This is a genomic window from Streptomyces sp. NPDC045470 (assembly GCF_040646595.1).
In the GTDB taxonomy this organism is placed as follows: Bacteria; Actinomycetota; Actinomycetes; order Streptomycetales; family Streptomycetaceae; genus Streptomyces.
In genome coordinates this window covers 235,480-258,910 of the sequence record NZ_JBEZAN010000006.1, presented here as the reverse complement: position 1 = coordinate 258,910, position 23,431 = coordinate 235,480, and the positions used below count along the sequence as shown (strand labels likewise).

Sequence of the window (23,431 nt, the reverse complement as noted above, 5' to 3'; positions counted from 1 at the left end):
CACGCATCCCAGGAGGTGACACCGATGACGACCACCACGCTCAGCAAGCCCGGCAGCCGGCCGTCCGCCCCGGCGGACGCGGGCGGCGCGGCCCCTTCGTACGCCGCTCGCATCGACCATGTCTCGAAGTCGTTCGGCCGCCCCGGCGCGCAACAGCACGTGCTGGACGACATCAGCATCGACGTCGCGCCGGGCGAATTCGTCTGCCTGCTGGGGGCGTCGGGCTGCGGCAAGTCGACGCTGCTCAACCTGGTCGCCGGACTCGACGGGCCCTCGGCGGGCCGCATCGAGACGCCCGGCGGCCGGCCGGCCCTGATGTTCCAGGAGCACGCGCTGTTCCCGTGGCTGACCGCGGGCCGCAACATCGAACTGGCGCTGCGGCTGCGCGGGGTGCCGCGCGCGGAGCGCCGGGGCGAGGCCGAGCGGCTGCTGGAACTCGTACGGCTCAAGGGCGCGTACGGCAAGCGGGTGCACGAGCTGTCCGGCGGGATGCGGCAGCGCGTCGCGATGGCCCGCGCACTCGCCCAGGACAGTCAACTCCTGCTGATGGACGAGCCGTTCGCCGCACTGGACGCCATCACGCGCGACGTGCTGCACGACGAGCTGACCCGCATCTGGCGGGACGCCAACGACGGCGCCACCGGCCACGGCGGCCTGTCCGTCCTGTTCGTCACCCACAACGTCCGGGAGGCGGTGCGGCTCGCCGAGCGGGTGGTACTGCTGTCCTCCCGGCCCGGCCGGATCGCCCGCGAATGGACCGTGGACATCCCGCATCCGCGGCGCATCGAGGACGCGGCGGTCGCCGACCTTTCCGTAGAGATCACCGAACAGCTCCGTGGGGAGATCCGCCGCCATGGCCAGCACTGAGACCGGACCGGCCGCCGAGGCCGCCGGCACCGCCGACGGACCCGAGGCCGACGCGGCACCGGCCCCCGCCCCGGCCGAGGAGGCGCCCACCGCCGCGCAGCCGGACGGCGCGCAGCCGGACCGCTCCGGCGGCGACCTCGCCGGCCTGGAAGCGGGCCTGGACGCCCTGGACACCAAGGTCTCCGACCGCCAGCCCTGGCTGCGGACGCTGGCCGCCAAGGCCGTGCCGCCGGTCGTCGCGATCGCCCTCGTGCTCGGCCTGTGGCAGCTCGCCTACCACTTCGAGCTCAAGGACCACTACCTGCTGCCCAGCCCGGTCGACGTGGCCCGGTCCCTCCAGGACAAGTGGCTCGAAGGCACCCTGCTCGACTACGTGTGGACGAGCGTGTCGCGCGGCGCGCTCGGCTTCCTGGCGTCGGTGGTGATCGGTACGCCGCTCGGCCTGCTGGTCGCCCGCGTCAAGCCGGTACGGGCCGCGATCGGCCCGATCCTCAGCGGACTCCAGTCACTGCCGTCGGTGGCCTGGGTGCCCGCCGCCATCATCTGGTTCGGGCTGAGCGACGCCACCATCTACGCGGTGGTGCTGCTCGGCGCGGTCCCCTCCATCGCCAACGGCCTGGTCGCCGGCGTCGACCAGATCTCGCCGCTCTACCTCCGCGCGGGCCGCACGATCGGCGCACGCGGACTGACCGGCGTACGGCACATCCTGCTGCCCGCCGCGCTCCCCGGCTACCTCGCCGGGCTCAAGCAGGGCTGGGCGTTCTCCTGGCGCTCCCTGATGGCCGCCGAACTCATCGTCAACGCCGCCGACCTGGGAACCGGCCTCGGCCAGCTCCTGGAACAGGGCCGCGAGCTCCAGGACATGTCCTGGGTACTGTCCGCGATCCTGCTCATCCTCGTCGTCGGCATCGGCATCGAGCTGCTGATCTTCGGGCCGCTCGAACGCCGGGTGCTGCGCAGCCGCGGCCTGCTGGTGAAGAGCTGACCCATGGACACCGGCCCGGCCCGCCCCGCCCTCCTCGTCATCGCCCACGGCAGCCGCGACCCGCGGCACGCGGCGGCCGTCACCGCGCTCTGCGCGCGAGTACGGGCGCTGCGCCCCGGCCTGCGTACCGAGGTCGCCTTCCTCGACTTCAATGCGCCGGGTGTGCCCCGGGCGCTGGAGCGGCTGGCGGCGGACGGCGTACGGGACGTGGTGGCCCTGCCGCTGCTGCTCACCCGGGCCTTCCACGCCAAGACGGACATCCCGGCGGTCCTGCGTGAGGCCGCCACGCGGCTGCCGCGCCTGGCCGTCCACCGGGCCGAGGTCCTCGGCCCGTCCCCGCTGCTGACCGCCGCGCTGGACCGGCGGCTGTCCGAGGCCGGGCTGCGGCCCGGCGACCGGCGCTCGACCGGGGTCGTGCTGGCCTCGGCGGGCTCCTCCGACCCGGAGGCGATCGCAGTGATCGCTGACATCGCGCGGGAGTGGCGGCGTACCACCGGTTGGTACGCCGTGCGGCCTGCGTTCGCCTCCGCCTCCCTCCCCCGCACGGCCGACGCCGTACGGGCCCTGCGGGCCGAGGGCGCCGAACGGGTGGCGGTGGCCCCGTACGTGATCGCCCCCGGCCGCCTCCCGGACCGCATCGCGCACGGCGCCGAGGAGGCGGGCGCCGACATCCTCGCCGACGTCCTGGGCCCGGCGCCGGAACTGGCCCGTCTGCTGGCCCGGCGGTACGACGAGGCCCTGCGCAGGGAAGTACCGGCGCTGATCGCCTGACCGGGCCGCCTTCAGACGCACGGCGGCAGCCGGTGCAGTTGTACGTCGGTGAGCCGGCCCGATGCCACCCGCGCCGTCATGTACGTGCAGTACGGCTGCCGTCGGCGATCGGTCGGTGAGCCCGGATTGAGCAGGCGCAGGCGGCCGTCCTCGGTGGTGGTGTCCCAGGGGATGTGGCTGTGGCCGAAGACGAGGACGTCGAGGTCCGGGTACCGCTCGGCGCAGCGGCGTTCGCGGCCCTGCTTCTGGCCGGTCTCGTGGACCACGCCCCAGCGCAGCCCGCCGAGTTCGGCGTACGCCACCTCCGGCAGGCGGGCGCGCAGGTCCGGGCCGTCGTTGTTGCCGTACACGCCGACGAGCCTGCGGGAGCGTTCCTCCAGCAGGTCCAGGGTGGCGGTGTCCACCCAGTCACCGGCGTGCACGACCACGTCGGCTCTCGCCACCTGCTCCAGCAGCTCCGGCGGCAGGGCCTTGGCGCGCTTGGGCAGGTGGGTGTCGGACATCAGCAGCAGGCGCACGGGCCGACCGTAGCTCCTCTCACCGGTGGTCGCGTCCCACGGGCGTGCGTGTCCTCACGGGCGGTCGCGTCCCCCGGCCGTTCGTGTCCTCACAGGCAGTCGCGCGGCAGTGTCTCGTTCCAGGTGCGGGAGAAGACGCGGTGGTCGTTCTCGTAGCCGTCCAGGGTGGCGTCGATGTGGAACTCCTTCTCGGAGCACCGCAGTTTCTGGTGGGTGACCACCCGGACGTCCCAGTCGCCGCGCCGGAAGCGCATGGTCCACAGGGTCTCGCCGGTGGCGGAGGTGAAGTCGTCGGCGACGGTGGTGTACCGCTCGTAGGCGCGCCGCCCGACCTCCATGCCGGTGTCCTCCAGCCGTGCCAGACCACGGTCCTTGACGATCTCCAGCTCGGACGTGTACCCGACCAGGTCACGCTTGACGTCCCAGCGCTCCTCCGGCGGGGTGAGCTGGGTGACGGTGAGCGGCCGGGCGCCCTCCGGCTCGCCGAACGGGCGCGGGGGCAGCCGGTCCGGTTCGGTGGTGGGCCGTACCGGCAGGGTCAGGGTGCTGCTGCCCTCGTGGACGCTGAGCATGGCGGGCCGGGGCGGCGGCCAGGCCAGCGGCCAGTACGAGGTGGACAGCGACAGCCGGATGCGGTGGCCGGGCGGGAACGCCTGGGCGACGCCGTTGAGCTGGATGGTGGCCCGGTAGCGCCGGCCGGGCTCCAGGGGTTCCGGCTCGCCGACCGTCTCGTGGTGGGCGAGGTTGAGCACGCCGTAGGTCACCCGGGTGGCCCGGCCGTCGGGGGCCACGTCGGTGAGGCGGGCGGCGACCATGGCGACCGGTTCGCTGACCGACAGGTCGAGTTCGACGGTGGGCGAGCCGAGGATCTCGACACGGTCGGTGAGCCGGTCGCTGTCGAAGACCAGCGAGCCGCCGTCCTCCTCGCGCTGGTCGTACGGGAGGTCCGGCGGGGCGTTGTAGGAGGCCCACTTGCCGGCGAACTGGCCTACGGACAGCGGCGACTGCACGGTCAGCACCCTGCAGTCGCGGTCGCCGCACTCCTCGCCATCGGCGCCGATGCGGTGCCGGAAGAGCGGGCGGGCGACGGAGCGGACGTGCGGGGAGGGCCAGTCCGGCTCGCCGACCCAGCGGCCCGGCCGGGTCTCGTAGGACGTGGACGGCGGCACGCTGTCCTGCATCCAGGCGCTGAGCATCGGCCCGTCCATGACGCCGTTGTCGGCGCCCTTGAGCCAGTGGTCCCACCAGCGCACGACTTCCTGGAGGTAGCCGATCGCGGGCCCGGGTTCCCCCAGATGGGGGAACTTGTGCGACCAGGGGCCGATCAGGCCCTTGCGCGGGACGTCGAGGTTGCCCAGCAGCCGGGTCACGGCGTTGGAGTAGCCGTCGGCCCAGCCACTGGAGGCGAGGACCGGGCAGCGTACGGAGCTGTAGTCCTCGCAGACCGAGGCGTGCCGCCAGTAGTCGTCGCGGCGCTGGTGGCGCAGCCAGTTCAGGGCCCACGGCTCGGTGTGCTCCAGCCGTTCGCGCCACATCCCGCGCCAGCGGCCGCCGACCACGGCCGGGTCGGGCGGACAGGTGGCGTAGGCGAACATGGTGCCCGCCTCGGCGAGGTTGTCGGAGAGCAGTTGGCCGCCCATGTAGTGCATGTCGTCGGCGTACCGGTCGTCGGTGAAGGACGCGATGACGATGGCGCGCAGGCTCTCGGGCTGCCGGGCGGCGACCTGGAGGGCGGCGAAGGCGCCCCAGGAGAGGCCCATCATGCCGGTGTTCCCGTCGCACCAGGGCTGGTCGGCCAGCCAGGCGAGGATGTCCTCGGCGTCGGCCTGCTCCTGCTCCAGGTACTCGTCCTTGAGGACGCCCTCCGACTCGCCGGTGCCGCGCAGGTCGACACGGACGCAGGCGTAGCCGTGGCCGGCGATGTAGGGGTGGTGGATCGAGTCGCGTACGGCGGTCAGGTCGCCTTTGCGGTACGGGATGTACTCCAGCACCGCCGGCACCGGTTCCTCGTCGGACGCCGTGGGGCGCCAGATGCGCGCCGACAGGCGGGTGCCGTCGGAGACGGGGATGGTGACGTGGTCCTCCTCCGTCGTCGCGCAGGGCAGATTGCTCACGAAGCGCATGGGGCGACCTTCTCCTTGCTGTCGTGCGGTCGGCGCGGCCGGCGGACCGGTCGCGCCGGTTCAGCTGTCCCGGCCGGCGGGTCCGGCCTTCTCGCAGGCCAGGTGCAGGGCCGCCACGCAGTGGTCGTACTTCTCGCGCAGCTCCTCTTCACTGTCGCCCCCGGTGAAGACATGGGCCAGTTCGAAGCTGTAGCTGTCCTGCTGCTCCATGTCCGACAGGTGCTGGCCCGGCTCGGGAATCACGTGGATCCGCGTGCCCGGGATCTCGCGCTCGATGCGCTCGATCTCCTCCTGGGAGGGCACCGCGCGGGCGACGCCGTCGGCGAACCAGCGGTAGTACCACTTGGCGGCCGTCCGGTAGCGGCCCTCGCGGTGCGGCATCGACGGGTCCTCGCCGAGGGCGAGGCGGAGCATGGCGTGGTGGTTGGGGGCGCCGTCGACGTACTGGAAGAGTTCGGCGTGCGACTGGGAGTGCCGGGGGTTGACCTCCAGCACGTTGATGTCGTCGGTGTGCGGGTCGTAGAAGTACTCGATGCTGAACGTGGCCTCCTGCATCCCGATCTGCCGCATCACGCGGGCGGAGGCCTCGCGCAGCCGGCGCAGCACGGTCTCGGGGAGCGTCGAGGGGTACTGGTGGCGCAGGAAGGACGAACTGCCGGGGTAGTCGATGGAGTCCAGGACGCCGTAGACCGTGACCTCGCCGTCGTGCACGTAGCCCTCGACCGCGACCTGGATGCCGGACAGCGCCTCCTCCGCCAGGCAGACCTGCCCGCCGACGCCCGCCATCTCCGGGGGGAGGTCGAGGCGGTCGAGGATGTACTCGAAGGGCTGGCCGACGCGGCCGATGCCCTTGCGGATCTTCTCGACAGCCGCCCGGAACTCCGTCTCGTCCTGGACGCCGTAGGCCAGCTCCGAGGAGTACGCGAGGGCGGGCTTGAGCCACATGGGGAAGCCGACGCCCTCGGGCGGGCGCGGCGGGTCCGCGTGCAGGTCGACGCGGCCGAAGCGCGGATGGGTGTCGACGGCCTTCTCCTGCTCCAGCCGGCTCCAGTACTTGTGCTCGCACTTGACGACCGACTCCAGGCCGGTGCTGCGGGTGCCGTAGCGCTCGCTCAGGATCGGTACGAGGGTGCTGACCGGGAAGTCCCAGTAACCGACGATGGCGTCGATGCTGCCGTCGAAGGAGTCCAGCAGTTGCTGGGCCTTGTCCAGGAGGTCGGGTACGGAGACCTCGCCGACCTGGAGTTCCTTGACGGTGAGCAGCGGATGGAAGCGGTACCGGTCCGCGTCGGGAACGTCGTGCAGTGCGGGCAGGTTGGCCGCCTCCAGGCCGATCACAAAGATGTTCTTCTGGCTCACCGGGTGATCCTCCTCGCCGCTCGCTGTCCGGCGAGGCACGCGAGTACCCGCCGCGATCGCGGCAAACCCCGGGGAGTCGGCCGGCCGGCGACAAGAGTGCTGGTGGGCGGCGTGACGCGGTGAGGAGGCGGGGTTTCCGACCCCAGGACACCTGTCCGATTAATCCGCTATTGCCCGGGTACTGGAGGGGCGGCCGCCCGGCAGCCCGCCGGACGGCCCACCCCACCCCCGTCAAGCGGAGGACCCATGAGCGACACCAACCCGATCGAACTCCAGAAGGCACTCAAGGGCGCGCACTACCCGGCGAGCAAGGACGACCTGGTCTCCTGCGCCGAGGGCAACCACGCGGGCCGCCAGATGATGGACAAGATCTCCGACATCCCCGGCAAGAGCTACGAGAACCCCGCCGAGGTGGAGAAGGCCGTCTTCAAGGGCCGGTGAGCCGGGTACGGACGAGCCGGGGGCGGGCGCGCGACGCCCCACCGGACCGGTGAAAGCCGCCGGGGCCGACGGGACGCGTCGTCCCGCCGGCCCCGGCACGCTTCTCAGGCCGTGGCGGCATGCCGCTCAGGCCGGAGGGTTGCCTCGCAGGCCCGGCACACCTCAGGCCACGGACCGGTAGTCCGCCGCCACGGCGGGGACGGGCGCCGGCGCCAGCCAGGCGATCTGCCGGCGGGAGCGCAGCAGGGCGCCCGCGCCGATCGCCACGGCGATGATCAGGCCGCCGGCCACCAGGGCGCCCCGGGCTCCGACCGCCTCCATCAGGAGGCCGAGCAGCGGCGGCGCCACCAGGCCCCACACCGTGCTCGCACTGCGCCACACGCCCAGCACCCGGCCCCGCATGTTCGCGGGCGGGTCCGTCTGGAGCACCGTCGTACCGGCCGTGTCGGAGACCGACTCGACCACCGACATGGGCAGCACCAGGACGAGCAGGACGATCAGCGACGGCGACAGTCCGGCGAAGACCTGGAGCAGCGCACCGGCGGCGGCCAGCGCGCCGACCAGCTTGACGGAGGGGTTGCGGAGCCGGGCCGCGAGGATCGCGCCGACGATGCCGCCCGCCGCCAGCACCGAGGAGACGGTGCCGAACGCTCCGGCGCCCGCCGCCAGCGGGCCGGTGACCAGGACCGCCAGGGTCAGCTGGTAGTTACGGCCGAAGATCGCGCTCAGCCCGGTGATGGCGGCCAGCGCGACCAGGCGCGGACGGCGCATGAAGAACGCCAGCCCGTCCCTGGCCCGGTCGCCGATCTCCTCCTCCGGCGCGCCCACGGCCTCCACGGCCTTCTCGGTGGCCCGCGAGGACTTCGCGGGCGCCCGCAAGGCCTCGCCGACCGGTCGCAGGAAGGGGATGACGGCCGCGACGAACAGGAAGGACACCCCGTTGGCCGCGTAGGCGGCACCGGTGCCCAGGAAGCCGACGGCGACACCCGCCAGGGCCGTACCGCCGAGGCGCCCGACACTGTGCACCAGCGAGCCGACCGCGATGGCGGACGGCACGTCCTCCCGGCGCACGAGGTCGTTGCCGAGCAGGGCGGTGGCGGGTCCGTCGATCGTGGCGATCAGGCCGGTGACGGCGGCCAGCGCCATCAGCAGCCCGTAGTTGAGCTGGCCGGTCGCGACCAGGGCCGCGGTCGTGAAGGCGACCAGGCCCAGTACGGCCTGGCTCAGCCCGGCGGTGAGCTTGCGCGGCCAGCGGTCCACGGCGGCACCGCCGAACAGGCCCATGACCAGTCCGGGCCCGGCCTGCACGGACAGCGACAGACCGGTGGCCGCGGCGGAGCCGGTGAGCTGCAGCACCAGCAGGTTCTGCACGGTGAGCTGCATCCAGGTGCCGGCGTTGGACACCAGGTTCGCCACCGACCACCAGCGCATGCTGCGGTAGCGCAGGGAGCGCCACGGCGCGTGGTCGCCGCCGTCGCCCTTGGCCTTGCGGCCCAGGAGGTACCGGTAGCCACCGGCGCGGCGACGCACATTTTTTTCGGTTTCGACTGTTTCGGGGGTTTCCGGTGCGGGAATCGTTGCGTGAGAATCCGCCTGCGCCGGGACACGGGCAGCGGAACGGACGGAAGAAGACACAGCGGCAGAAACTTCGTGAAGAGCCCAGCAGGCTCGGAGCGCGGCTCGGCGGGCACGGGGCACGTCTGCGTGCGGCGTGGGCACCGATTCGGTCGGAATGCCGGCCTCTCCCGGTCCGTGGCGACGGACCCTCTCAGGCGCAGCAATGTGCCATCTTCACAGACGCTTCCCGACCGGGGGAACACCCGGCCGGGAGGTGGTCGCGCCGTGGACGCGCGCGAGGCCCCTCGATCCCGTGTGCCGCAAGGGGTTAAGGGGGTGGGTGGGGTTGCTCACAGGGGTGGTTCGGGGAGATCCGGGCCGGGCGGTCGGGGGCCTACGGGTTGGCGAGAACGGGGCCGGGGGCCGACGAGACCGTAGCCCGGGGGCCGTAGCCGGGGGCCGACGAGACCGTAGCCCGGGGGCCGAGGGCCGGGGCCGGGGCCGGGGAGACCGTAGCCGGGGAGGTCGGCGAAGCCGGGGCAGGGGCCGCCGCGCCGGATCAGGGCCGGGCCGGGGCCGAAGCTCACGCCCGAACCGAACCTGGGCCGAACCGCCCGCCATACGGGGTGAACGCTCACATCCCCCCACCGGGGGCCTACCCGGGCGTAGCCGCACCGAAGCCCGCGTCCCCGAACCTCCGTGAACCCGGCGGCGTCGCGGGTGTACGCAAGAGCCGGGTGAACCCATGACAACGAAAGCCTCCCCCGGTCGCGGCCCGCACCCGCCACCCGCACATTGGAGTGCAGCGGGGCTTGCCGTGGAGGCGGGCCCGCGCTGTCCCGTACCGCCCCGCGCCGGGGGTCCGGCGTCGATGGGCACGTTGGAATGCCGAGGAGGCACCCGTATGGCCCCGGCCCGCCCCCGTCCGCGTGATCCGTTCCGTTCGTCCGAGCGGCCTCGCATCCTGGTGCTCAGGGCGCTCGGTCTCGGGGACCTGCTGACGGCGGTGCCCGCCCTGCGGGCCCTGCGCACCGCCCATCCGCTGCACGAGCTGGTGCTGGCGGCCCCCCGCCGTCTCGGCGAGGCCGCCGCGGCCACGGGCGTGGTCGACCGGCTCCTGCCCGCGTCGGCGCCCGCCCGCGGCGTGCCGCAGGTGATCGACTGGACCGGCCCGCCGCCTGCCGTCGCCGTCGACCTGCACGGCAACGGGCCCGCCAGCCACTTGCCGCTACAGGCGCTGCGCCCGGCGCGGCTGCTCGCGTACGCGCATCCGGCCACCCCGCGGATCGCGGGCCCGGTCTGGCGCGAGGACGAGCACGAGCGCAGCCGCTGGTGCCGTCTGCTGACCTGGTACGGGATTCCGGCGGACCCGGAGGATCTGCGCATCGGGGCGCCCTCGGAGCCCTCCCCCGCGCCCGGCGCTGTCGTGGTGCACCCGGGGGCGGACGCCGGGGCGCGCCGCTGGCCGCCGGAACGGTTCGCCGCGGTGGCGCACGCCCTGCACCGGGCGGGGCGCCGGGTGATCGTCACCGCGGGTGCCGGCGAGGGCCCGCTCGCCCGGCAGGTCGCCGCGCAGGCGGGGCTGCCGCCGTCGGCCGTGCTGGGGGGCGCGGCGGACGTGCCGTTCGGGGAGCTGGCGGCGCTGGTCGCCGGGGCCCGTGCGGTGATCGTGGGCGACACCGGGCTCGCGCACCTGGCCAGCGCCCTCGGCACGCCGTCCGTGGTGCTCTTCGGCCCGGTGGCGCCGCGGCTGTGGGGCCCGCCCCGGACGCCCCGGCACCAGGTGCTGTGGCACCCGGGCCACCTGGACCGGGCGCGCCCCGGCGACGCGCACGGCGATCAGCCGGACGGGCGGCTGCTCCGGATCACCGCGGCGGAGGTGCTGAGGGCCGTGGCGCGGCTGCCCGAGCCCGTCCGGGTTCCGGAGCGGCCGGTCGCGGCGCCGGTGCTGTGAGGGTGCCGGGAGCGCGGAGCGCCGCCGGGGCTTCCGTGCGGGCGGCGCTGTGACCGGAGGCCGCCCGCCGCGGGTCCTGCTCACCGGCTGGTTCAGCTTTCTGCACGGCGAGGTGACGGCCGGCGACATGCTCGCGGCCGAGGCCGTGCAGGCCGCGCTGGACGGTGCCGGGGTCGCGTACGACACGGCCTGGTCGCCGGCGTTCCGGCCGGGCGCGCTGCATCTGGACGGCGCCGATCCCGCCCGGTACACCGATCTCGTCTTCGCCTGCGGCCCGGTGCACTCCCGTCCCCCGCCGGACGGCGGGCCGAGTCCGCTGCTCGCGCTGCACGACCGGTTCGCGGGGTGCCGCCGGGTGGCCGTCGGCGTGTCCGTACCCGACCCGGACGATCCGGCGGTGACCCGCTTCGACGACGTCCTGCCCCGCGACGCCGCCGGGCAGCCGGCCGGGGCGCGGGATCTGAGCCTGCGGGCTCCGGCGGCGTCCGGTCTTCCGCTCGTCGGCGTCGTCCTGACCGGCGGGCAGCACGAGTACGGCGCCCGCCGCCGGCACCGCGAGGTCGGCGACGTGCTGACGGACTGGCTGGTCACCGTCGAGGCGGCGCGCCTGCCGATGGACACCCGCCTGGACGCGCGTGACTGGCGGCTGCCCGCGACGCCGGACGAACTGCACGCCGTACTGGCCCGGCTGGACGTGGTGGTGACCACCCGGCTGCACGGCATGGTCCTGGCGCTGCGGGCGGGCACGCCGGCGCTCGCCGTGGACCCCGTCGAGGGCGGCGCTAAGGTGAGTGCCCAGGCGGCGGCGCTGGACTGGCCCGCGGTGCTGCGCTGCGAGCAGGCGGGCGCGGCCGAGCTGGACCGGCTGCTGGCCTGGTGCCTGTCGGAGCGGGGCCGGGCCCGGGCGGCGCGGTACACGGTCCGGCCGGGCGGCGGCGGGCTGCTCGACGGGCTGCTGCGGTGCCTGGCCCAGCCGTACGGGTGACTGTGGGGCGGCCGTCGTCCCCAGGGCTCGCCGGGGAAGTGCGCTGCTCCGTACGTGGTGTCGCCGGTCGCCGGGGGGCCTGCGGCCCGGAGGCGGCCGACCGGGTAGCGGGAGCTGCCGGGAGAGCGACTTTTCACCATAAGACATGTCGCAGAGGGTCGCAGTGTCGCCTAGCGTGACGTTTTTCCTGAAGCAGGCGAGGCACCCGATTCGGGGCAAACCCCTAGCTGAGGGAGTCCCATGAACGCCGCTCTTTCCCGGAACTGGAAACACGCCGTGGTGACCGGCGGCGCGGGTTTCGTCGGTTCGCACCTGTGCACCGCACTGCTGGCCCAGGGCGCCTCCGTCACCTGCGTCGACGACCTGAGCACCGGAACAGCGGAGAACATCGCCCAGCTACGGGGGATATCCGGGTTCACGTTCGTGGAGGCCGACGTCACCGAGCCGTTCCGGATCAACCGCGAAGTGGACCTCGTCCTGCACTTCGCCTCCCCGGCCTCCCCCGCCGACTACCTGCGGCTGCCCCTGCACACGCTGGACACCGGCAGCCTCGGGACGCGCAACGCGCTCGCCGTGGCGCGGGCGCACGGGGCGCGGTTCGTCCTCGCGTCGACCTCCGAGGTCTACGGCGACCCGCAGCAGCATCCGCAGAGCGAGACCTACTGGGGCAACGTCAACCCGGTCGGCCCGCGCAGCGTGTACGACGAGGCGAAACGTTTCGGGGAAGCGCTGACCACGGCCGAGGCGAACACCCACGGCACCGACACCGGCATCGTGCGGCTGTTCAACACCTACGGGCCGCGGATGCGGGGCCACGACGGCCGCGCCGTGCCGACGTTCATCCGGCAGGCGCTGGCCGGGGAGCCGCTCACCGTCACCGGGGACGGGCTGCAGACCCGCTCGCTGTGCCATGTGGACGACACCGTCCGGGGCATCCTCGCGGCGGCCGCCTCCGACCTGCGCGGACCGGTCAACCTGGGCAACCCGGTCGAGATCACCATGCTCGAACTCGCCCGGCTGATCACCGAACTGGCCGGCTCCCGCTCCCCGGTCCGGTACATCGAGCGGCCCACCGACGACCCCGCGGTCCGCTGCCCCGACATCACGATGGCCCGCGGCAAGCTCCAGTGGGAGCCCGAAGTGGCGCACCGGGACGGCCTGGCGCGCACCGTCGCGTGGTTCCGCAAGCGGCAAGGGGCCTGACACCGCCTCCGGTTCCGGCCGTCCCGGGGCCGGAGCCCGCGGCGTGCGGCCGTCCCGGCCGAGACCGGGCGGCGGGCCGGGCGCCGTCCATCCCGACGAAAGGCCAGCGAAACCCCATGCGCATTCTCGGCATCAACGCGCTCTTCCACGACCCCGCCGCCGCTCTCGTCGTCGACGGGCAGACCGTGGCCGCCGCCGAAGAGGAACGCTTCTCCCGACGTAAGCACGGCAAGCGGCCGGTGCCCTTCTCCGCCTGGGAGACGCCCGACCAGGCCGCCGCCTGGTGCCTGGCCACGGCCGGCCTGCGCCCGGAGGACCTGGACGCGGTGGCGTACTCCTTCGACCCCCGGCTCGCCCGGCCCGCCGACCAGATGGGCCTGGACGACCCCTGGGACCACCTGCGCCTGACGTACGCGCGCGAGGCCCCCGGGTTCCTCAAGACCGCGCTGCCGGGGCTCGACCCGCAGCGGGTGCGCTACGTACCGCACCACATGGCACACGCCGCGTCCGCCGCGTTCGGCGCGCCGGACGCCGACAGCTCCTCGGTGCTCGTGCTCGACGGCCGCGGCGAGGCGACCTCGCACCTGGCCGCACAGCGCGTCCAGGGCAAGCTGGAGCCGCTGTACGGGCAGGAGCTGCCGCACTCGCTCGGCCTGGTCTACGAGGAGCTGACCGCGCACCTCGGATTCCTGCGCTCCTGCGACGAGTTCAAGGTGATGGCGCTCGCCTCGTACGGCACCCCGCGGATGCTGCCCGAACTGCGCCGCTACGTGTACCCCACCGGCGACGGCGGCTTCCACGCCGCGCACGTGCCGTGGAGCGACCTGTGCGTGCCGCGCCACCCGGACGAGCCGTGGAGCCAGGCGCACGCCGACCTCGCGGCCAGCGCCCAGCTCGTCCTGGAGGAGACCCTGCTGGACCTGGCCCGCTGGCTGCACGGCCGTACGCACGACAGCGTGCTGACGCTGGCCGGCGGGGTGGCGCTGAACTGCGTGGCCAACGCCCGGATCGCGCGCGAGGGGCCGTTCGCCCGGGTGTGGGTGCAGCCCGCGGCCGGTGACGCCGGGACCGCGCTCGGCGGCGCGCTGCTGCTGAGTGCCCAGGGCGGCGAGGAGCCCGCGCCGATGCCCGGCGCCGACCTCGGCCGCGGCTGGTCCGACACGGAGCTGGAGGCGTGGCTGCGGACCGCCGCCGTGCCCTTCGAGCGGCCGGCGGACATCGCCGCGACCGTCGCCGAGGCGCTGGCGGAGAACGCCATCGTGGCCTGGTTCCAGGGGCGTTCGGAGTACGGTCCGCGGGCGCTCGGCCACCGCTCCCTGATGGCGCACCCCGGGCACTCCGCGAACCTGGAACGGCTCAACGACGTCAAGGGCCGTGAGCAGTTCCGGCCGGTCGCGCCGATGGTGCTCGCCGACCGGGCGGGCCGGATCTTCGACGGCCAACTGCCCAGCCCGTACATGCTGTTCGTGCACGACGTGGCCAAGGAGTGGCGGGAGCGCATCCCGGCCGTGGTGCACGTGGACGGCACCGCCCGCATCCAGACGGTGGACCCGGCCGACGAGCCGCTGGTGGCCCGGATGCTGGCCGAGTTCGAGCGGCGTACGGGGCTGCCCGTCGTCGTCAACACGAGTCTGAACACCGCGGGCCGCCCGATGGTCGACGACCCGCGGGACGCGCTGGAGTGCTTCGGTTCCACCCCCGTCGACCTGCTGGCCATCGGCCCGTTCGCGGTACGGCGGGACGCGTTCTTCGCCGCCGGGAACCGGTCGGCGCACCGTGCCGGGGTGCTGTCCTTCCCGGCCGGGATCGAGGAGGAGCTGGCGCCCGCCGCGTACGACCGGCTGGCGCGGCCCGTGGAGGCACCGGTCGCGGGCAGCGGTGAGGGGGCGGTCCGATGACCTCGCCGACCGCCGCCGACCACACGGTGGTGATCCCCACCCTCGGGCGGCCCAGCCTGACGGCGTGCCTGCGGGCGCTGGCCGAAGCCGAGGGCCCGCCGCCGCTCCAGGTGGTGCTGGTGGACGACCGGCCGCTGGACGACTGCACCCCGCTGCCGGCCGAGATCCCCGAGGCGCTCCGCGACCGTACGAAGGTCGTGCCGGGCTGCGCGCGGGGGCCCGCGGCAGCCCGCAACACCGGCTGGCGGGCGGCGGACGCGACACCGTGGGTGGTCTTCCTCGACGACGACGTGGTGCCCGGCCCCACCTGGGGCACGGACCTGGCCGCCGATCTCGCCGCCGCGTCACCGCGGACGGCCGGGATCACCGCGCGGATCGCCGTACCGGTGCCGCCGGAGCGCCGGTCCACGGACTGGGAGCGCAACACCGCCGGACTGGCCACCGCCAAGTGGATCACCGCGGACATGGCGTACCGGCGGGACGCGCTGGAGTCCGTCGACGGCTTCGACGAGCGGTTCCGGCGCGCCTTCCGGGAGGACGCCGACCTGGCGCTGCGGGTCCTGGCGGCCGGCTGGACGCTGGCGGCCGGCACCCGCCGCACCACGCATCCGGTGCGGCCCGCCGGCCGCTGGGTCTCCGTGCGGCTCCAGGCGGGCAACGCCGACGACGTCCTGATGACCCGTAAGCACGGCCGGGACTGGTGGCACCACGCGGACGCGCCGCGCGGCCGGCTGCCGTGGCACCTGGCGGTGACGGCGGCGGCCGGGGCCTCGCTGGCCTGTGCCGCGGCCGGGCGGCGCCGGGCGGCGCTGGCGCTGGCCGGGGTGTGGCTGGGCGGGACGGCGGAGTTCGCGTGGGCGCGGATCGCACCGGGGCCCCGTACCCGGGACGAGGTGGTCACGATGGCGGTGACCAGCGCGCTCATCCCGTCGGCGGCCGCCGGGCACTGGCTGCGCGGGCTGGTGCGGCACCGCCGGGTGGCGCCGCTGGGTGTCCGGCCGGCGCCCGTCGCGCCGCTGGCCGAGCCGCAGCCGGTTCCGGAGCGGGTGTAACCCGTGGGCGCGGACAGGGAGCAGGGGGCCACGGCAGTCGCTGCCCCGGTGGCGGGCCGCGAGGAGCCCGGGCGTCTGTGGCTGTACGCGCCGGGGCGGAGTGCTCCGGCGCGGGTGCCGGTACCGGTGCTCGCGGGGCGGCAGCGGCCAGGCGCCGCAGGCCCGTTGGAGGCGGTGCTCTTCGACCGGGACGGGACGCTGGTGGCCGACGTGCCGTACAACGGTGACCCTGCGCTGGTCGAGCCGATGCCCGGAGCGCGCGCGGCGCTGGACGCCGTACGGGCGCGTGGTCTGGCGGTGGGCGTGGTGAGCAACCAGTCCGGCGTCGCACGCGGCCTGCTGAGCAGCGCGCAGGTCGCGGCCGTACGGGAGGAAGTCGAGGACCGGCTCGGGCCGTTCGGCGTCTGGGCGGTGTGCCCGCACGGGCCCGGTGACGGCTGCGGTTGCCGCAAGCCCGCGCCCGGACTGATCCTCGCGGCCTGCGCGTCCCTCGGTGTCTCCCCCGCGCGGGCCGCCGTGGTCGGCGACATCGGCGCCGATGTGGACGCGGCGCGGGCCGCCGGCGCGCGCGGGGTGCTCGTGCCGACGCCGGTGACGCGCTCGGAGGAGGTCGCGGCGGCGCCGGAGTACGCCGGTGATCTGCCGGGTGCCGTACGCCTGTTGCTGTGCGGCCCGGGTGACGGGGAGGGCGCCGTATGAGCACGGCCCCGCGCACCCTCGTCGTGCGGCTGGACAGCGCGGGCGATGTGCTGCTGGCCGGTCCGGCGGTACGCGCCGTGGCGGCGGGCTCCTCGTACACGGCGCTGCTGTGCGGCCCGACGGGCGAGCGTGCGGCGCGGCTGCTGCCCGGCGTGGACGAGGTGATCGTGCACGACGCGCCGTGGGTGGGGCTGCGGCCCGGGCCGGTGGACCGGCAGGCCACGGAGGCGCTGGTGGACACCCTCGCGGCGGGCCGGTTCGACCGGGCTCTGGTGCTCGTGTCGTACCACCAGAGCCCGTTGCCCGCGGCGCTGCTGCTCAAGCTGGCCGGGATCGGCTGGATCGCGGCGGACAGCGTGGACTATCCCGGTGCCCTCCTGGACCTGCGGCACCACCGCAAGCCGGAGCGGCACGAGGCCGAGGCCGCGCTGGACCTGGCGCGGGACGCCGGGTTCGCCCTGCCGCCGGACGACGACGGCGCCCTGGGCGTCCTCCCGCCGCCCGACACCACGCCGCTGACCGGCGGCGACCCGTACGTGGTGCTGCACCCGGGAGCCGCCGTGCCGGCCCGCGCCTGGAGCGCGGCGCGGGCGACGCGGGCGGCGGGCGCGCTGAGCGCGGCGGGGCACCGGGTGATCGTCACCGGCGGCCCCGGCGAACGGGACCTGACCGCCGCCGTCGCGGGCGGCCACGCGCTGGACCTCGGCGGGCGCACCGACGCCCACCAGCTCGCCGGGGTACTGGCCCGCGCGCGGGCGGTGGTCGTCGGCAACACCGGTCCCGCGCACCTGGCCGCGGCCGTGGGGACGCCGGTCGTCTGCCTGTTCGCGCCGGTGGTCCCCGCGCTGCTGTGGGCGCCGTACAGGGTGCCGCACGTCCTGCTCGGCGACCAGGAGGCGCCGTGCGCGGGCAGCCGCGCCCGGCGGTGCCCGGTGCCCGGCCACCCCTGTCTCGACACGGTCAGCGACACCGCGCTGCTCGCGGCCGTGTCCCGGCTGACCGGCCCCGGCCGGCCGCCGGCACCGCCCGCGGCCGGGCCCGCCCGGTCCGCGACCGACACCGAACGAGGTGCGACTGTATGAACATCCTGCTCTGGCATGTCCACGGGTCCTGGACGACCGCGTTCGTCCAGGGACCGCACACCTACCTGGTGCCGGTCACCCCGGACCGCGGTCCCGACGGGCTGGGCCGGGCCCGTACCTTCCCCTGGCCCGACTCGGTGGTCGAGAAGACCCCGGCCGAGCTGCGGCACGCCCCCGTCGACCTGGTCGTCCTGCAACGGCCGCACGAGGCCGGGCTGGCGGAGCGCTGGCTGGGCGGGCGCCGCCCCGGCCGTGACGTGCCCGCCGTCTACCTGGAGCACAACGCGCCGGACGGCGACGTGCCGCACACCCGCCACCCGTGCGCCGACCGCGACGACCTGGTCCTGGTGCACGTCACCCACTTCAACCGGCTGTTCTGGGACAGCGGCGGCACCCGTACGGAAGTCATCGAGCACGGCATCGTCGACCCCGGCCACCAGTACACCGGCCGGCTCGCGCGGGCCGCCGTCGTCACCAACGAGCCGGTCCGCCGCGGCCGTACGGTCGGCACCGACCTGTTGCCCGCACTGGCCGAAGCCGCCCCGCTGGACGTCTTCGGCATGCGCACCGAAGGGCTCGCCGCACACCTCGGCCTGCCCCCGGACCGCTGCCGCACGGCCGACCTCCCGCAGGCCGAACTGCACGAGGCGATGGCGCAGCGCCGCTTCTACCTGCACCCGGTGCGCTGGACCTCGCTCGGCCTGTCGCTCCTGGAGGCCATGCACCTGGGGATGCCGGTGGTGGCCCTCGCCACCACCGAGGCCGCCGAGGCGGTGCTGCCCGGCACCGGCACGCTCTCCAACCGGCCCGAGACCCTGGCCCGGGCCGCCCGGACGTACCTGGAGGACCCCGACGCGGCGGCCGAGGACGGCGCGCGGGCCCGCCAGGCGGCGCTGGAGCGGTACGGGCTGAAGCGCTTCCTGCACGACTGGGAACGCGTCCTCACGGAGGTGTCCGCATGACTTCGCCCGGCACCGTCCCGCGCCTGTCCGTCGCGCTCGTGTCCGAGCACGCCAGTCCGCTGGCGGTCCTCGGCGGCGTCGACGCGGGCGGCCAGAACGTCCATGTCGCGCGCCTGGCCGGCGCGCTGGCCGACCGGGGGCACCGGGTGACCGTGTACACCCGGCGCGACTCCCCCGAACCGCCGGACGAGGTCGTGCTGCGGCCCGGCGTACGGGTCCGGCACGTCCCCGCCGGGCCGCCGCGGCACGTGCCCAAGGACGCGCTGCTGCCGTACATGCCGGCGTTCGGCGACCATCTCGCCGGACAGTGGCGGGTACGGGCGCCGGACGTGGTCCACTCGCACTTCTGGATGTCCGGCCTGGCCGCGCTGCGGGCGACCCGTGAACTGGGACTGCCGCTGGCCCACACGTACCACGCCCTGGGCACCGTCAAGCGGCGCCATCAGCAGGACTCCGACACCAGCCCGCGCTCCCGCGTCACCGACGAGACCGCGATCGGCGAGGGCTGCCACCGGGTGATCGCCACCTGCCGGGACGAGGTCACCGAACTGGGCCGGATGGGCATCACGGAGAGCAAGATCGACGTGGTGCCGTGCGGGGTCGACACGGCGCGCTTCACCCCCGACGGGCCGGCCGCCGACCACGGCACGCGGCGCCCGCTGCTCCTCCAGCTCGGCCGGCTCGTCCCGCGCAAGGGCGCCGAGGTGTCCATCGCCGCGCTGGCCCGGCTGCCCGAGGCCCGGCTCGTCATCGCCGGGGGGCCGCCCGCGGACCGGGTGGACCAGGACCCCGAGGTACGGCGGCTGCGCGGACTGGCCCGCGCCGCCGGGGTCGCGGACCGGGTGAGCTTCACCGGCGGCGTGCGGTGCGAGGACGTACCGCAACTGCTGCGCGCCGCCGACGTGGTGCTGTGCCCGGCGGACTACGAGCCGTTCGGCATCGTGCCGCTGGAGGCCATGGCCTGCGGCACACCGGTCGTGGCCACCGCCGTCGGCGGCCAGCTGGACACCGTGTCCGACCCGGACTGCGGGCGGCTGGTACCGCCCCGCGATCCGGCCGCGCTGGCCCGCGCCGTCGGCGAACTGCTCCTGGACGGCGCGGTACGGGCCGCCTGCGGCGCCGCCGGCCGCCGCCGGGTACTGGCCCGGTACGGCTGGGAACAGGTCGCGGCCGGCACCGAAGCCGTCTACCTCGGTGTCCTGAGCCCGCGGCCCGCCGCCGTCACCGAGGTGGTGTGACCACCGGCCGCGCGCCCCGCCGTTCGACCGGCCCGGCACCGCGTCCGTCCCCCGGGCTGTCCCTCGTCGCCGTCCGACGCCCTGTCCCCGCCGCAGACGTACGAAGGAGGTGCGGGCCCCAGCGCCACCGGCGCCCGGGAGCCCGACGACCATGAGCCAACCCCTTGACGCCGCACACCGCCACTGCCAGTCGCTCCAGGACGCGGTGCGCACCTTGCGCCGGAACAGCCTGCGCCGGCTGGCCGAGTGGGGCACCCACCTCGGCGCCGTACTGCCCGTCGGCGGCCGGCTGCTCGCCGCCGGCAACGGCGGCAGCGCCGCCCAGGCCCAGCACCTGACGGCCGAACTCGTCGGCCGCTACCAGCAGGACCGGCCCGCCTACTCCGCCATCGCGCTGCACGCCGAGACCTCCAGCGTCACCGCCATCGGCAACGACTACGGCTTCGACCAGGTCTTCGCCCGGCAGGTCGCCGCGCACGGCCGCCCCGGCGACGTCCTCCTGCTGCTGTCCACCTCCGGCCGCAGCGACAACCTGCTGGCCGCCGCCGAGACCGCGCGGGACGCCGAGCTACGGGTCTGGGCACTGACCGGCCCCCGGCCCAACCCGCTGGCCGACGCCGCCGACGAAGCGGTGTGCGTGGACTCCCCGAGCAGCGCGACCGTCCAGGAGGCGCACCTGATCGCGGTGCACATCCTGTGCGAGCACTTCGACGCCGTCGGTGGCGCGCCCCGGCCCGCGCAGGGCACGGCGGTCGTCCCGCTGGAAGCCGCGGTGGCGGACCGGGACGGCGCGCTGTGAACGCCCGCCGTGGCGACGCGCCCGGGAGGCGGTCATGAGGAACCGTCGGCCTCTGGTGGTCGTGGGCGACGTCCTCCTCGACCGGGACATCGACGGTGACGCCTCGCGCCTGGCGCCGGACGCGCCCGCACCCGTCGTGGACGTCACCGACGACCGCAGCCGGCCGGGCGGCGCCGGCCTCGCCGCCGCGCTCGCCGCGCGGTCCGGGCGCGACGTGGTCCTGGTGACCGCGCTGGGCCCGGACCCGGCGAGCGAGGCGGTACGGCGCGCCCTGCGCGGGACCGTACGCCTGGTGGAGCTCCCCCTCGACGGCGGGCTCCCCGAGAAGACGCGGGTGATGGCCTCCGGCCGCCCCCTGGTGCGGTTCGACCGCGGCGGCGGACGTCCGGGCGAGCCCGGCCCCGCGGTGCGCGAGACGCTCGCCGGGGCCCGCGCCGTCCTGGTCGCCGACTACGGGCGCGGTACCGCGGCGGCGGTCCACGGCCTGCTCGCCGAGGTGGCGCACCGGGTCCCGCTGCTGTGGGACCCGCACCCCAAGGGCGGCACGCCCGTACCGGGCGCGCGGCTGGTCACGCCCAACGCGTCCGAGGCCCGTGCCCTGACCTCCAGCGAGGACCGGTCGCTGCGCGCCTGCGCCGTACGGGGCGCCCAACTGGCCGCCGAATGGCGGGCCGCGGCCGTCGCGGTGACGCTCGGCGTACGCGGCGCGCTGCTGGCCAGGGCGGGCAGCGACTCGCCGATGCTGGTGCCCGCGCCGTACCGGGCCGACGGCGACCCCTGCGGGGCGGGCGACTGCTTCGCCGCCACGGCGGCCGCCGCGCTGGCCGACGGCGCGCTGCCCGAGGAGGCCGTACAACGGGCCGTCGCCGAGGCCGCCGCCTTCGTCGCGGCGGGCGGCGCGGGCAACCGCGCCCTGTGGCGCACCGCTCCGCCGCCGGACCGGCCGGCCCCGGAGCGGCCCGCCGACCCGTTCGAGCTGGCCCGGTCCGTGCAGGCCAGGGGCGGGACGGTGGTCGCCACCGGCGGCTGCTTCGACCTGCTGCACGCCGGGCACGTCGGTCTGCTGGAGAGCGCCCGGCGGATCGGTGACTGCCTCATCGTCTGCGTCAACTCCGACGCGTCCGTCACCCGCCTCAAGGGCCCGGGGCGGCCGCTCACCCGGGCGGCGGACCGCACCCGCGTGCTGGCCGGGCTGGGCAGCGTCGACGCCGTCGCGGTGTTCGAGGAGGACTCCCCCGTCGAACTGCTGCGGCGGCTGCGGCCCGACGTGTGGGTCAAGGGCGGCGACTACTCCGTGGACGCACTCCCGGAGGCGGCCACCCTGCGGGAGTGGGGCGGCCAGGCGCTCGTCCTGCCCTACCTGGACGGCAGGTCGACGACCGCGCTGGCCCGGCGGGCGGCCCGCGCCGCCGCGCCGGGCCCGGGGTACCGGTCGTGACCGCCCCGGCGGCAGGACTGCCGGCCACCCGCACCGTGCCGGACGGCCGACGTGCCCCCGAGGCCCCGCGCGTGGGCATCGTCATGATCACCAGGAACCGCCGCGAGCGCCTGCTCGGCACGCTGGAACGGGTGACGCGGCTGCCCGAAGCGCCTCCCGTCGTGGTCGTGGACAACGGCTCGTCGGACGGCACCGCCGACGCCGTCCGCGCGCGCTTCCCCGCCGTGCGGGTCCTCACCCCCGGCCGCAACCTCGGCGCGGTCGGCCGTACGTACGGTGCCGCCGCCCTCGACACACCGCTCGTCGCGTTCAGCGACGACGACTCCTGGTGGGAACCCGGCGCCCTGGCCCGCGCCGCCGAGGTGTTCGCGGCGCACCCCCGGCTGGGACTGGCCGCCGCCAGCACCCTCGTCGGTACGGACGCCGCCGCCGACCCGCTCAACGCGGTCCTCGCCGCCTCCCCGCTCGGCCGCGAACCCGACCTGCCGGGACCGTCCGTCCTCGGCTTCCTGGGCTGCGCCGCCGTCGCCCGCCGGGACGCCTTCCTGGAAGCCGGCGGCTACCACCCCGTACTCCACTTCGGCGCCGAGGAAACCCTGCTGGCCATGGACCTCGAAGCGCGCGGCTGGGGCGTCGCCTACTGCCCCGCCCTCGTCGCCCGGCACGAACCCGACGGCGCGGGCGGCGCCCCCCGCCCCGGCCGCACCGCCCGCGTACGCCGAAACGCCCTGCTCACCGCCTGGCTGCGCCGCCCGCTCCGGCACGCCCTCGCACACACGCTGCGCCTGGCACTGGACGGCCGTACGGACCCGGAGGCACGCCTGGCCCTGAGCGAGGCGGTACGCCGCCTCCCGGCCGCACTGGCACGCCGACGGCTGCTGCCGGGGCTGGTGGAACGCCGGGTGCGGACGCTGGAGCTGACGCCGTGACCAGGGAACTTCGTCTGCCCGACCGCGGGCGCGGGGCCGTGAGCGGGGGTGGGGGCCGGGGCGGGGGCGCGTCGCCATGAGCGAGGACGGCGGGGGCGTCACCATGGCCGAGATCCTGGGGCGTCCCGCCATGGCCGAGGCCCTGGGCCGCGTCGCCATAGTGAAGGTCGGCAACTGTGTCGCCATGGCCGAGGACCCGGACTACTTCACCGCAGCCGAGGACTTCGGCCGTCCCGCCGTGGCCGAGGAGGGCAGCCACACCGCCATGGCCACGGACGGCAGCCACACCGCCACTACCGAGGACCCGAGCCGCACCGCCAGGACCGAAAACGGCAGCCACACCGCCATCGCCACGGACGCCGACCGCCCCGCCATAGCCCAGGCGCCGAGCCGCACCTTCATAGCGAAGGACGGCAACTGTGTCGCCATGGCCGAGGACCCGGACCGCTTCACCGCAGCCGAGGACTTCGGCCGCACCGCCGTGGCCGAGGAGGGCAGCCACACCGCCATGGCCACGGACGGCAGCCACACCGCCACTACCGAGGACCCGAGCCGCACCGCCAGGACCGAA

The 23,431-nt window shown here is 75.3% G+C and carries 21 protein-coding genes; 17 read left to right on the top strand and 4 right to left on the bottom strand.

Features of this window, described 5'->3' with window-relative positions; genetic code table 11:
* The first annotated feature begins 24 nt into the window (after positions 1-24).
* From AB0A97_RS20260 to AB0A97_RS20250, 3 genes are read left to right on the top strand one after another with little or no spacing between them, the layout of a single operon-like run.
* Positions 25-867, top strand: coding sequence for an ABC transporter ATP-binding protein (locus AB0A97_RS20260; protein WP_361151576.1), 843 nt, complete (start codon positions 25-27; stop codon positions 865-867).
* Positions 854-1,852, top strand: coding sequence for an ABC transporter permease (locus AB0A97_RS20255; protein ID WP_361151574.1), 999 nt, complete (start codon positions 854-856; stop codon positions 1,850-1,852). The genes AB0A97_RS20260 and AB0A97_RS20255 overlap by 14 nt, the downstream gene beginning before the upstream one ends.
* Positions 1,853-1,855: 3 nt before the next feature.
* The gene (locus tag AB0A97_RS20250) at positions 1,856-2,623 is read left to right on the top strand and encodes a sirohydrochlorin chelatase (protein WP_361151571.1); all 768 of its coding nucleotides are present in this window, start codon (positions 1,856-1,858) and stop codon (positions 2,621-2,623) included.
* An 11-nt stretch (positions 2,624-2,634) separates the two neighbouring features.
* Here AB0A97_RS20250 and AB0A97_RS20245 read toward each other — a convergent pair whose 3' ends face one another.
* The 3 genes from AB0A97_RS20245 to AB0A97_RS20235 all read right to left on the bottom strand — a co-directional run bounded on the left by AB0A97_RS20245 (position 2,635) and on the right by AB0A97_RS20235 (position 6,623).
* Positions 2,635-3,141, bottom strand: coding sequence for a metallophosphoesterase (locus AB0A97_RS20245; RefSeq protein WP_361151569.1), 507 nt, complete (start codon positions 3,139-3,141; stop codon positions 2,635-2,637).
* A gap of 89 nt (positions 3,142-3,230) precedes the next feature.
* Positions 3,231-5,264, bottom strand: coding sequence for a CocE/NonD family hydrolase (locus AB0A97_RS20240; RefSeq protein WP_361151566.1), 2,034 nt, complete (start codon positions 5,262-5,264; stop codon positions 3,231-3,233).
* Positions 5,265-5,324: 60 nt separating this feature from the next.
* Complete coding sequence (locus AB0A97_RS20235) at positions 5,325-6,623, bottom strand: ATP-grasp domain-containing protein (protein ID WP_361151564.1); 1,299 nt, start codon at positions 6,621-6,623, stop codon at positions 5,325-5,327.
* Between the two features lie 246 nt (positions 6,624-6,869).
* Between AB0A97_RS20235 and AB0A97_RS20230 the strand changes: the two genes are divergently transcribed.
* On the top strand, positions 6,870-7,064 hold the full coding sequence (locus AB0A97_RS20230) for a DUF2795 domain-containing protein (protein WP_361151561.1): 195 nt from the start codon (positions 6,870-6,872) through the stop codon (positions 7,062-7,064).
* Between the two features lie 162 nt (positions 7,065-7,226).
* Here the strand turns inward: AB0A97_RS20230 and AB0A97_RS20225 are convergent, their stop codons facing one another.
* Positions 7,227-8,495: an MFS transporter gene (locus AB0A97_RS20225; RefSeq protein WP_361151962.1), complete on the bottom strand. Its 1,269-nt coding sequence runs from the start codon at positions 8,493-8,495 to the stop codon at positions 7,227-7,229.
* Positions 8,496-9,525: 1,030 nt separating this feature from the next.
* Between AB0A97_RS20225 and AB0A97_RS20220 the strand changes: the two genes are divergently transcribed.
* From AB0A97_RS20220 to AB0A97_RS20160, 13 genes are all read left to right on the top strand, one after another.
* Positions 9,526-10,575 carry a glycosyltransferase family 9 protein gene (locus tag AB0A97_RS20220; protein ID WP_361151558.1) on the top strand — a complete coding sequence of 350 codons (1,050 nt, stop codon included), beginning with the start codon at positions 9,526-9,528 and terminating at the stop codon, positions 10,573-10,575.
* A gap of 127 nt (positions 10,576-10,702) precedes the next feature.
* Complete coding sequence (locus AB0A97_RS20215) at positions 10,703-11,560, top strand: polysaccharide pyruvyl transferase family protein (RefSeq protein ID WP_361151959.1); 858 nt, start codon at positions 10,703-10,705, stop codon at positions 11,558-11,560.
* 240 nt (positions 11,561-11,800) lie between these two features.
* Positions 11,801-12,763 (top strand): UDP-glucuronic acid decarboxylase family protein, encoded by a 963-nt coding sequence (locus tag AB0A97_RS20210; RefSeq protein ID WP_361151555.1) that lies wholly within the window; start codon positions 11,801-11,803, stop codon positions 12,761-12,763.
* A gap of 116 nt (positions 12,764-12,879) precedes the next feature.
* Positions 12,880-14,661 carry a carbamoyltransferase C-terminal domain-containing protein gene (locus tag AB0A97_RS20205; protein WP_361151553.1) on the top strand — a complete coding sequence of 594 codons (1,782 nt, stop codon included), beginning with the start codon at positions 12,880-12,882 and terminating at the stop codon, positions 14,659-14,661.
* On the top strand, positions 14,658-15,713 hold the full coding sequence (locus AB0A97_RS20200; RefSeq protein WP_361151550.1) for a glycosyltransferase: 1,056 nt from the start codon (positions 14,658-14,660) through the stop codon (positions 15,711-15,713). The genes AB0A97_RS20205 and AB0A97_RS20200 overlap by 4 nt, the downstream gene beginning before the upstream one ends.
* Positions 15,714-15,827: 114 nt before the next feature.
* Positions 15,828-16,412, top strand: a complete 585-nt coding sequence (locus AB0A97_RS20195; protein ID WP_361151956.1) for an HAD-IIIA family hydrolase — start codon at positions 15,828-15,830, stop codon at positions 16,410-16,412.
* Positions 16,409-17,494 carry a glycosyltransferase family 9 protein gene (locus AB0A97_RS20190; RefSeq protein ID WP_361151547.1) on the top strand — a complete coding sequence of 362 codons (1,086 nt, stop codon included), beginning with the start codon at positions 16,409-16,411 and terminating at the stop codon, positions 17,492-17,494. The genes AB0A97_RS20195 and AB0A97_RS20190 overlap by 4 nt, the downstream gene beginning before the upstream one ends.
* Complete coding sequence (locus AB0A97_RS20185) at positions 17,491-18,456, top strand: glycosyltransferase (RefSeq protein WP_361151545.1); 966 nt, start codon at positions 17,491-17,493, stop codon at positions 18,454-18,456. The genes AB0A97_RS20190 and AB0A97_RS20185 overlap by 4 nt, the downstream gene beginning before the upstream one ends.
* A complete protein-coding gene (locus AB0A97_RS20180) occupies positions 18,453-19,694 on the top strand; it encodes a glycosyltransferase (protein WP_361151543.1) in 1,242 nt (413 codons plus the stop codon). Before AB0A97_RS20185 ends, AB0A97_RS20180 begins: the two co-directional genes overlap by 4 nt.
* A 151-nt stretch (positions 19,695-19,845) precedes the next feature.
* Positions 19,846-20,493, top strand: coding sequence for an SIS domain-containing protein (locus AB0A97_RS20175; protein ID WP_361151541.1), 648 nt, complete (start codon positions 19,846-19,848; stop codon positions 20,491-20,493).
* Positions 20,494-20,527: 34 nt separating this feature from the next.
* Positions 20,528-21,931 (top strand): D-glycero-beta-D-manno-heptose 1-phosphate adenylyltransferase, encoded by a 1,404-nt coding sequence (rfaE2, locus tag AB0A97_RS20170; RefSeq protein WP_361151538.1) that lies wholly within the window; start codon positions 20,528-20,530, stop codon positions 21,929-21,931.
* Between the two features lie 35 nt (positions 21,932-21,966).
* A complete protein-coding gene (locus AB0A97_RS20165) occupies positions 21,967-22,860 on the top strand; it encodes a glycosyltransferase (protein WP_361151954.1) in 894 nt (297 codons plus the stop codon).
* A 76-nt stretch (positions 22,861-22,936) separates the two neighbouring features.
* A partial coding sequence (locus AB0A97_RS20160; protein WP_361151535.1) for a hypothetical protein occupies positions 22,937-23,431 on the top strand: 495 nt, incomplete at its 3' end.

Excerpts from the sequence above, each read along its gene's own strand:
- AB0A97_RS20260 (WP_361151576.1), top strand. The coding sequence starts at position 25 with ATGACGACCACCACGCTCAGCAAGCCCGGCAGCCGGCCGTCCGCCCCG.
- AB0A97_RS20255 (WP_361151574.1), top strand. The coding sequence starts at position 854 with ATGGCCAGCACTGAGACCGGACCGGCCGCCGAGGCCGCCGGCACCGCC.
- AB0A97_RS20250 (WP_361151571.1), top strand. The coding sequence starts at position 1,856 with ATGGACACCGGCCCGGCCCGCCCCGCCCTCCTCGTCATCGCCCACGGC.
- AB0A97_RS20240 (WP_361151566.1), bottom strand. The coding sequence starts at position 5,264 with ATGCGCTTCGTGAGCAATCTGCCCTGCGCGACGACGGAGGAGGACCAC.
- AB0A97_RS20230 (WP_361151561.1), top strand. The coding sequence starts at position 6,870 with ATGAGCGACACCAACCCGATCGAACTCCAGAAGGCACTCAAGGGCGCG.
- AB0A97_RS20225 (WP_361151962.1), bottom strand. The coding sequence starts at position 8,495 with ATGCGCTGGTGGTCGGTGGCGAACCTGGTGTCCAACGCCGGCACCTGG.
- AB0A97_RS20220 (WP_361151558.1), top strand. The coding sequence starts at position 9,526 with ATGGCCCCGGCCCGCCCCCGTCCGCGTGATCCGTTCCGTTCGTCCGAG.
- AB0A97_RS20215 (WP_361151959.1), top strand. The coding sequence starts at position 10,703 with ATGCTCGCGGCCGAGGCCGTGCAGGCCGCGCTGGACGGTGCCGGGGTC.
- AB0A97_RS20210 (WP_361151555.1), top strand. The coding sequence starts at position 11,801 with ATGAACGCCGCTCTTTCCCGGAACTGGAAACACGCCGTGGTGACCGGC.
- AB0A97_RS20205 (WP_361151553.1), top strand. The coding sequence starts at position 12,880 with ATGCGCATTCTCGGCATCAACGCGCTCTTCCACGACCCCGCCGCCGCT.
- AB0A97_RS20200 (WP_361151550.1), top strand. The coding sequence starts at position 14,658 with ATGACCTCGCCGACCGCCGCCGACCACACGGTGGTGATCCCCACCCTC.
- AB0A97_RS20190 (WP_361151547.1), top strand. The coding sequence starts at position 16,409 with ATGAGCACGGCCCCGCGCACCCTCGTCGTGCGGCTGGACAGCGCGGGC.
- AB0A97_RS20185 (WP_361151545.1), top strand. The coding sequence starts at position 17,491 with ATGAACATCCTGCTCTGGCATGTCCACGGGTCCTGGACGACCGCGTTC.
- AB0A97_RS20180 (WP_361151543.1), top strand. The coding sequence starts at position 18,453 with ATGACTTCGCCCGGCACCGTCCCGCGCCTGTCCGTCGCGCTCGTGTCC.
- AB0A97_RS20175 (WP_361151541.1), top strand. The coding sequence starts at position 19,846 with ATGAGCCAACCCCTTGACGCCGCACACCGCCACTGCCAGTCGCTCCAG.
- rfaE2 (WP_361151538.1), top strand. The coding sequence starts at position 20,528 with ATGAGGAACCGTCGGCCTCTGGTGGTCGTGGGCGACGTCCTCCTCGAC.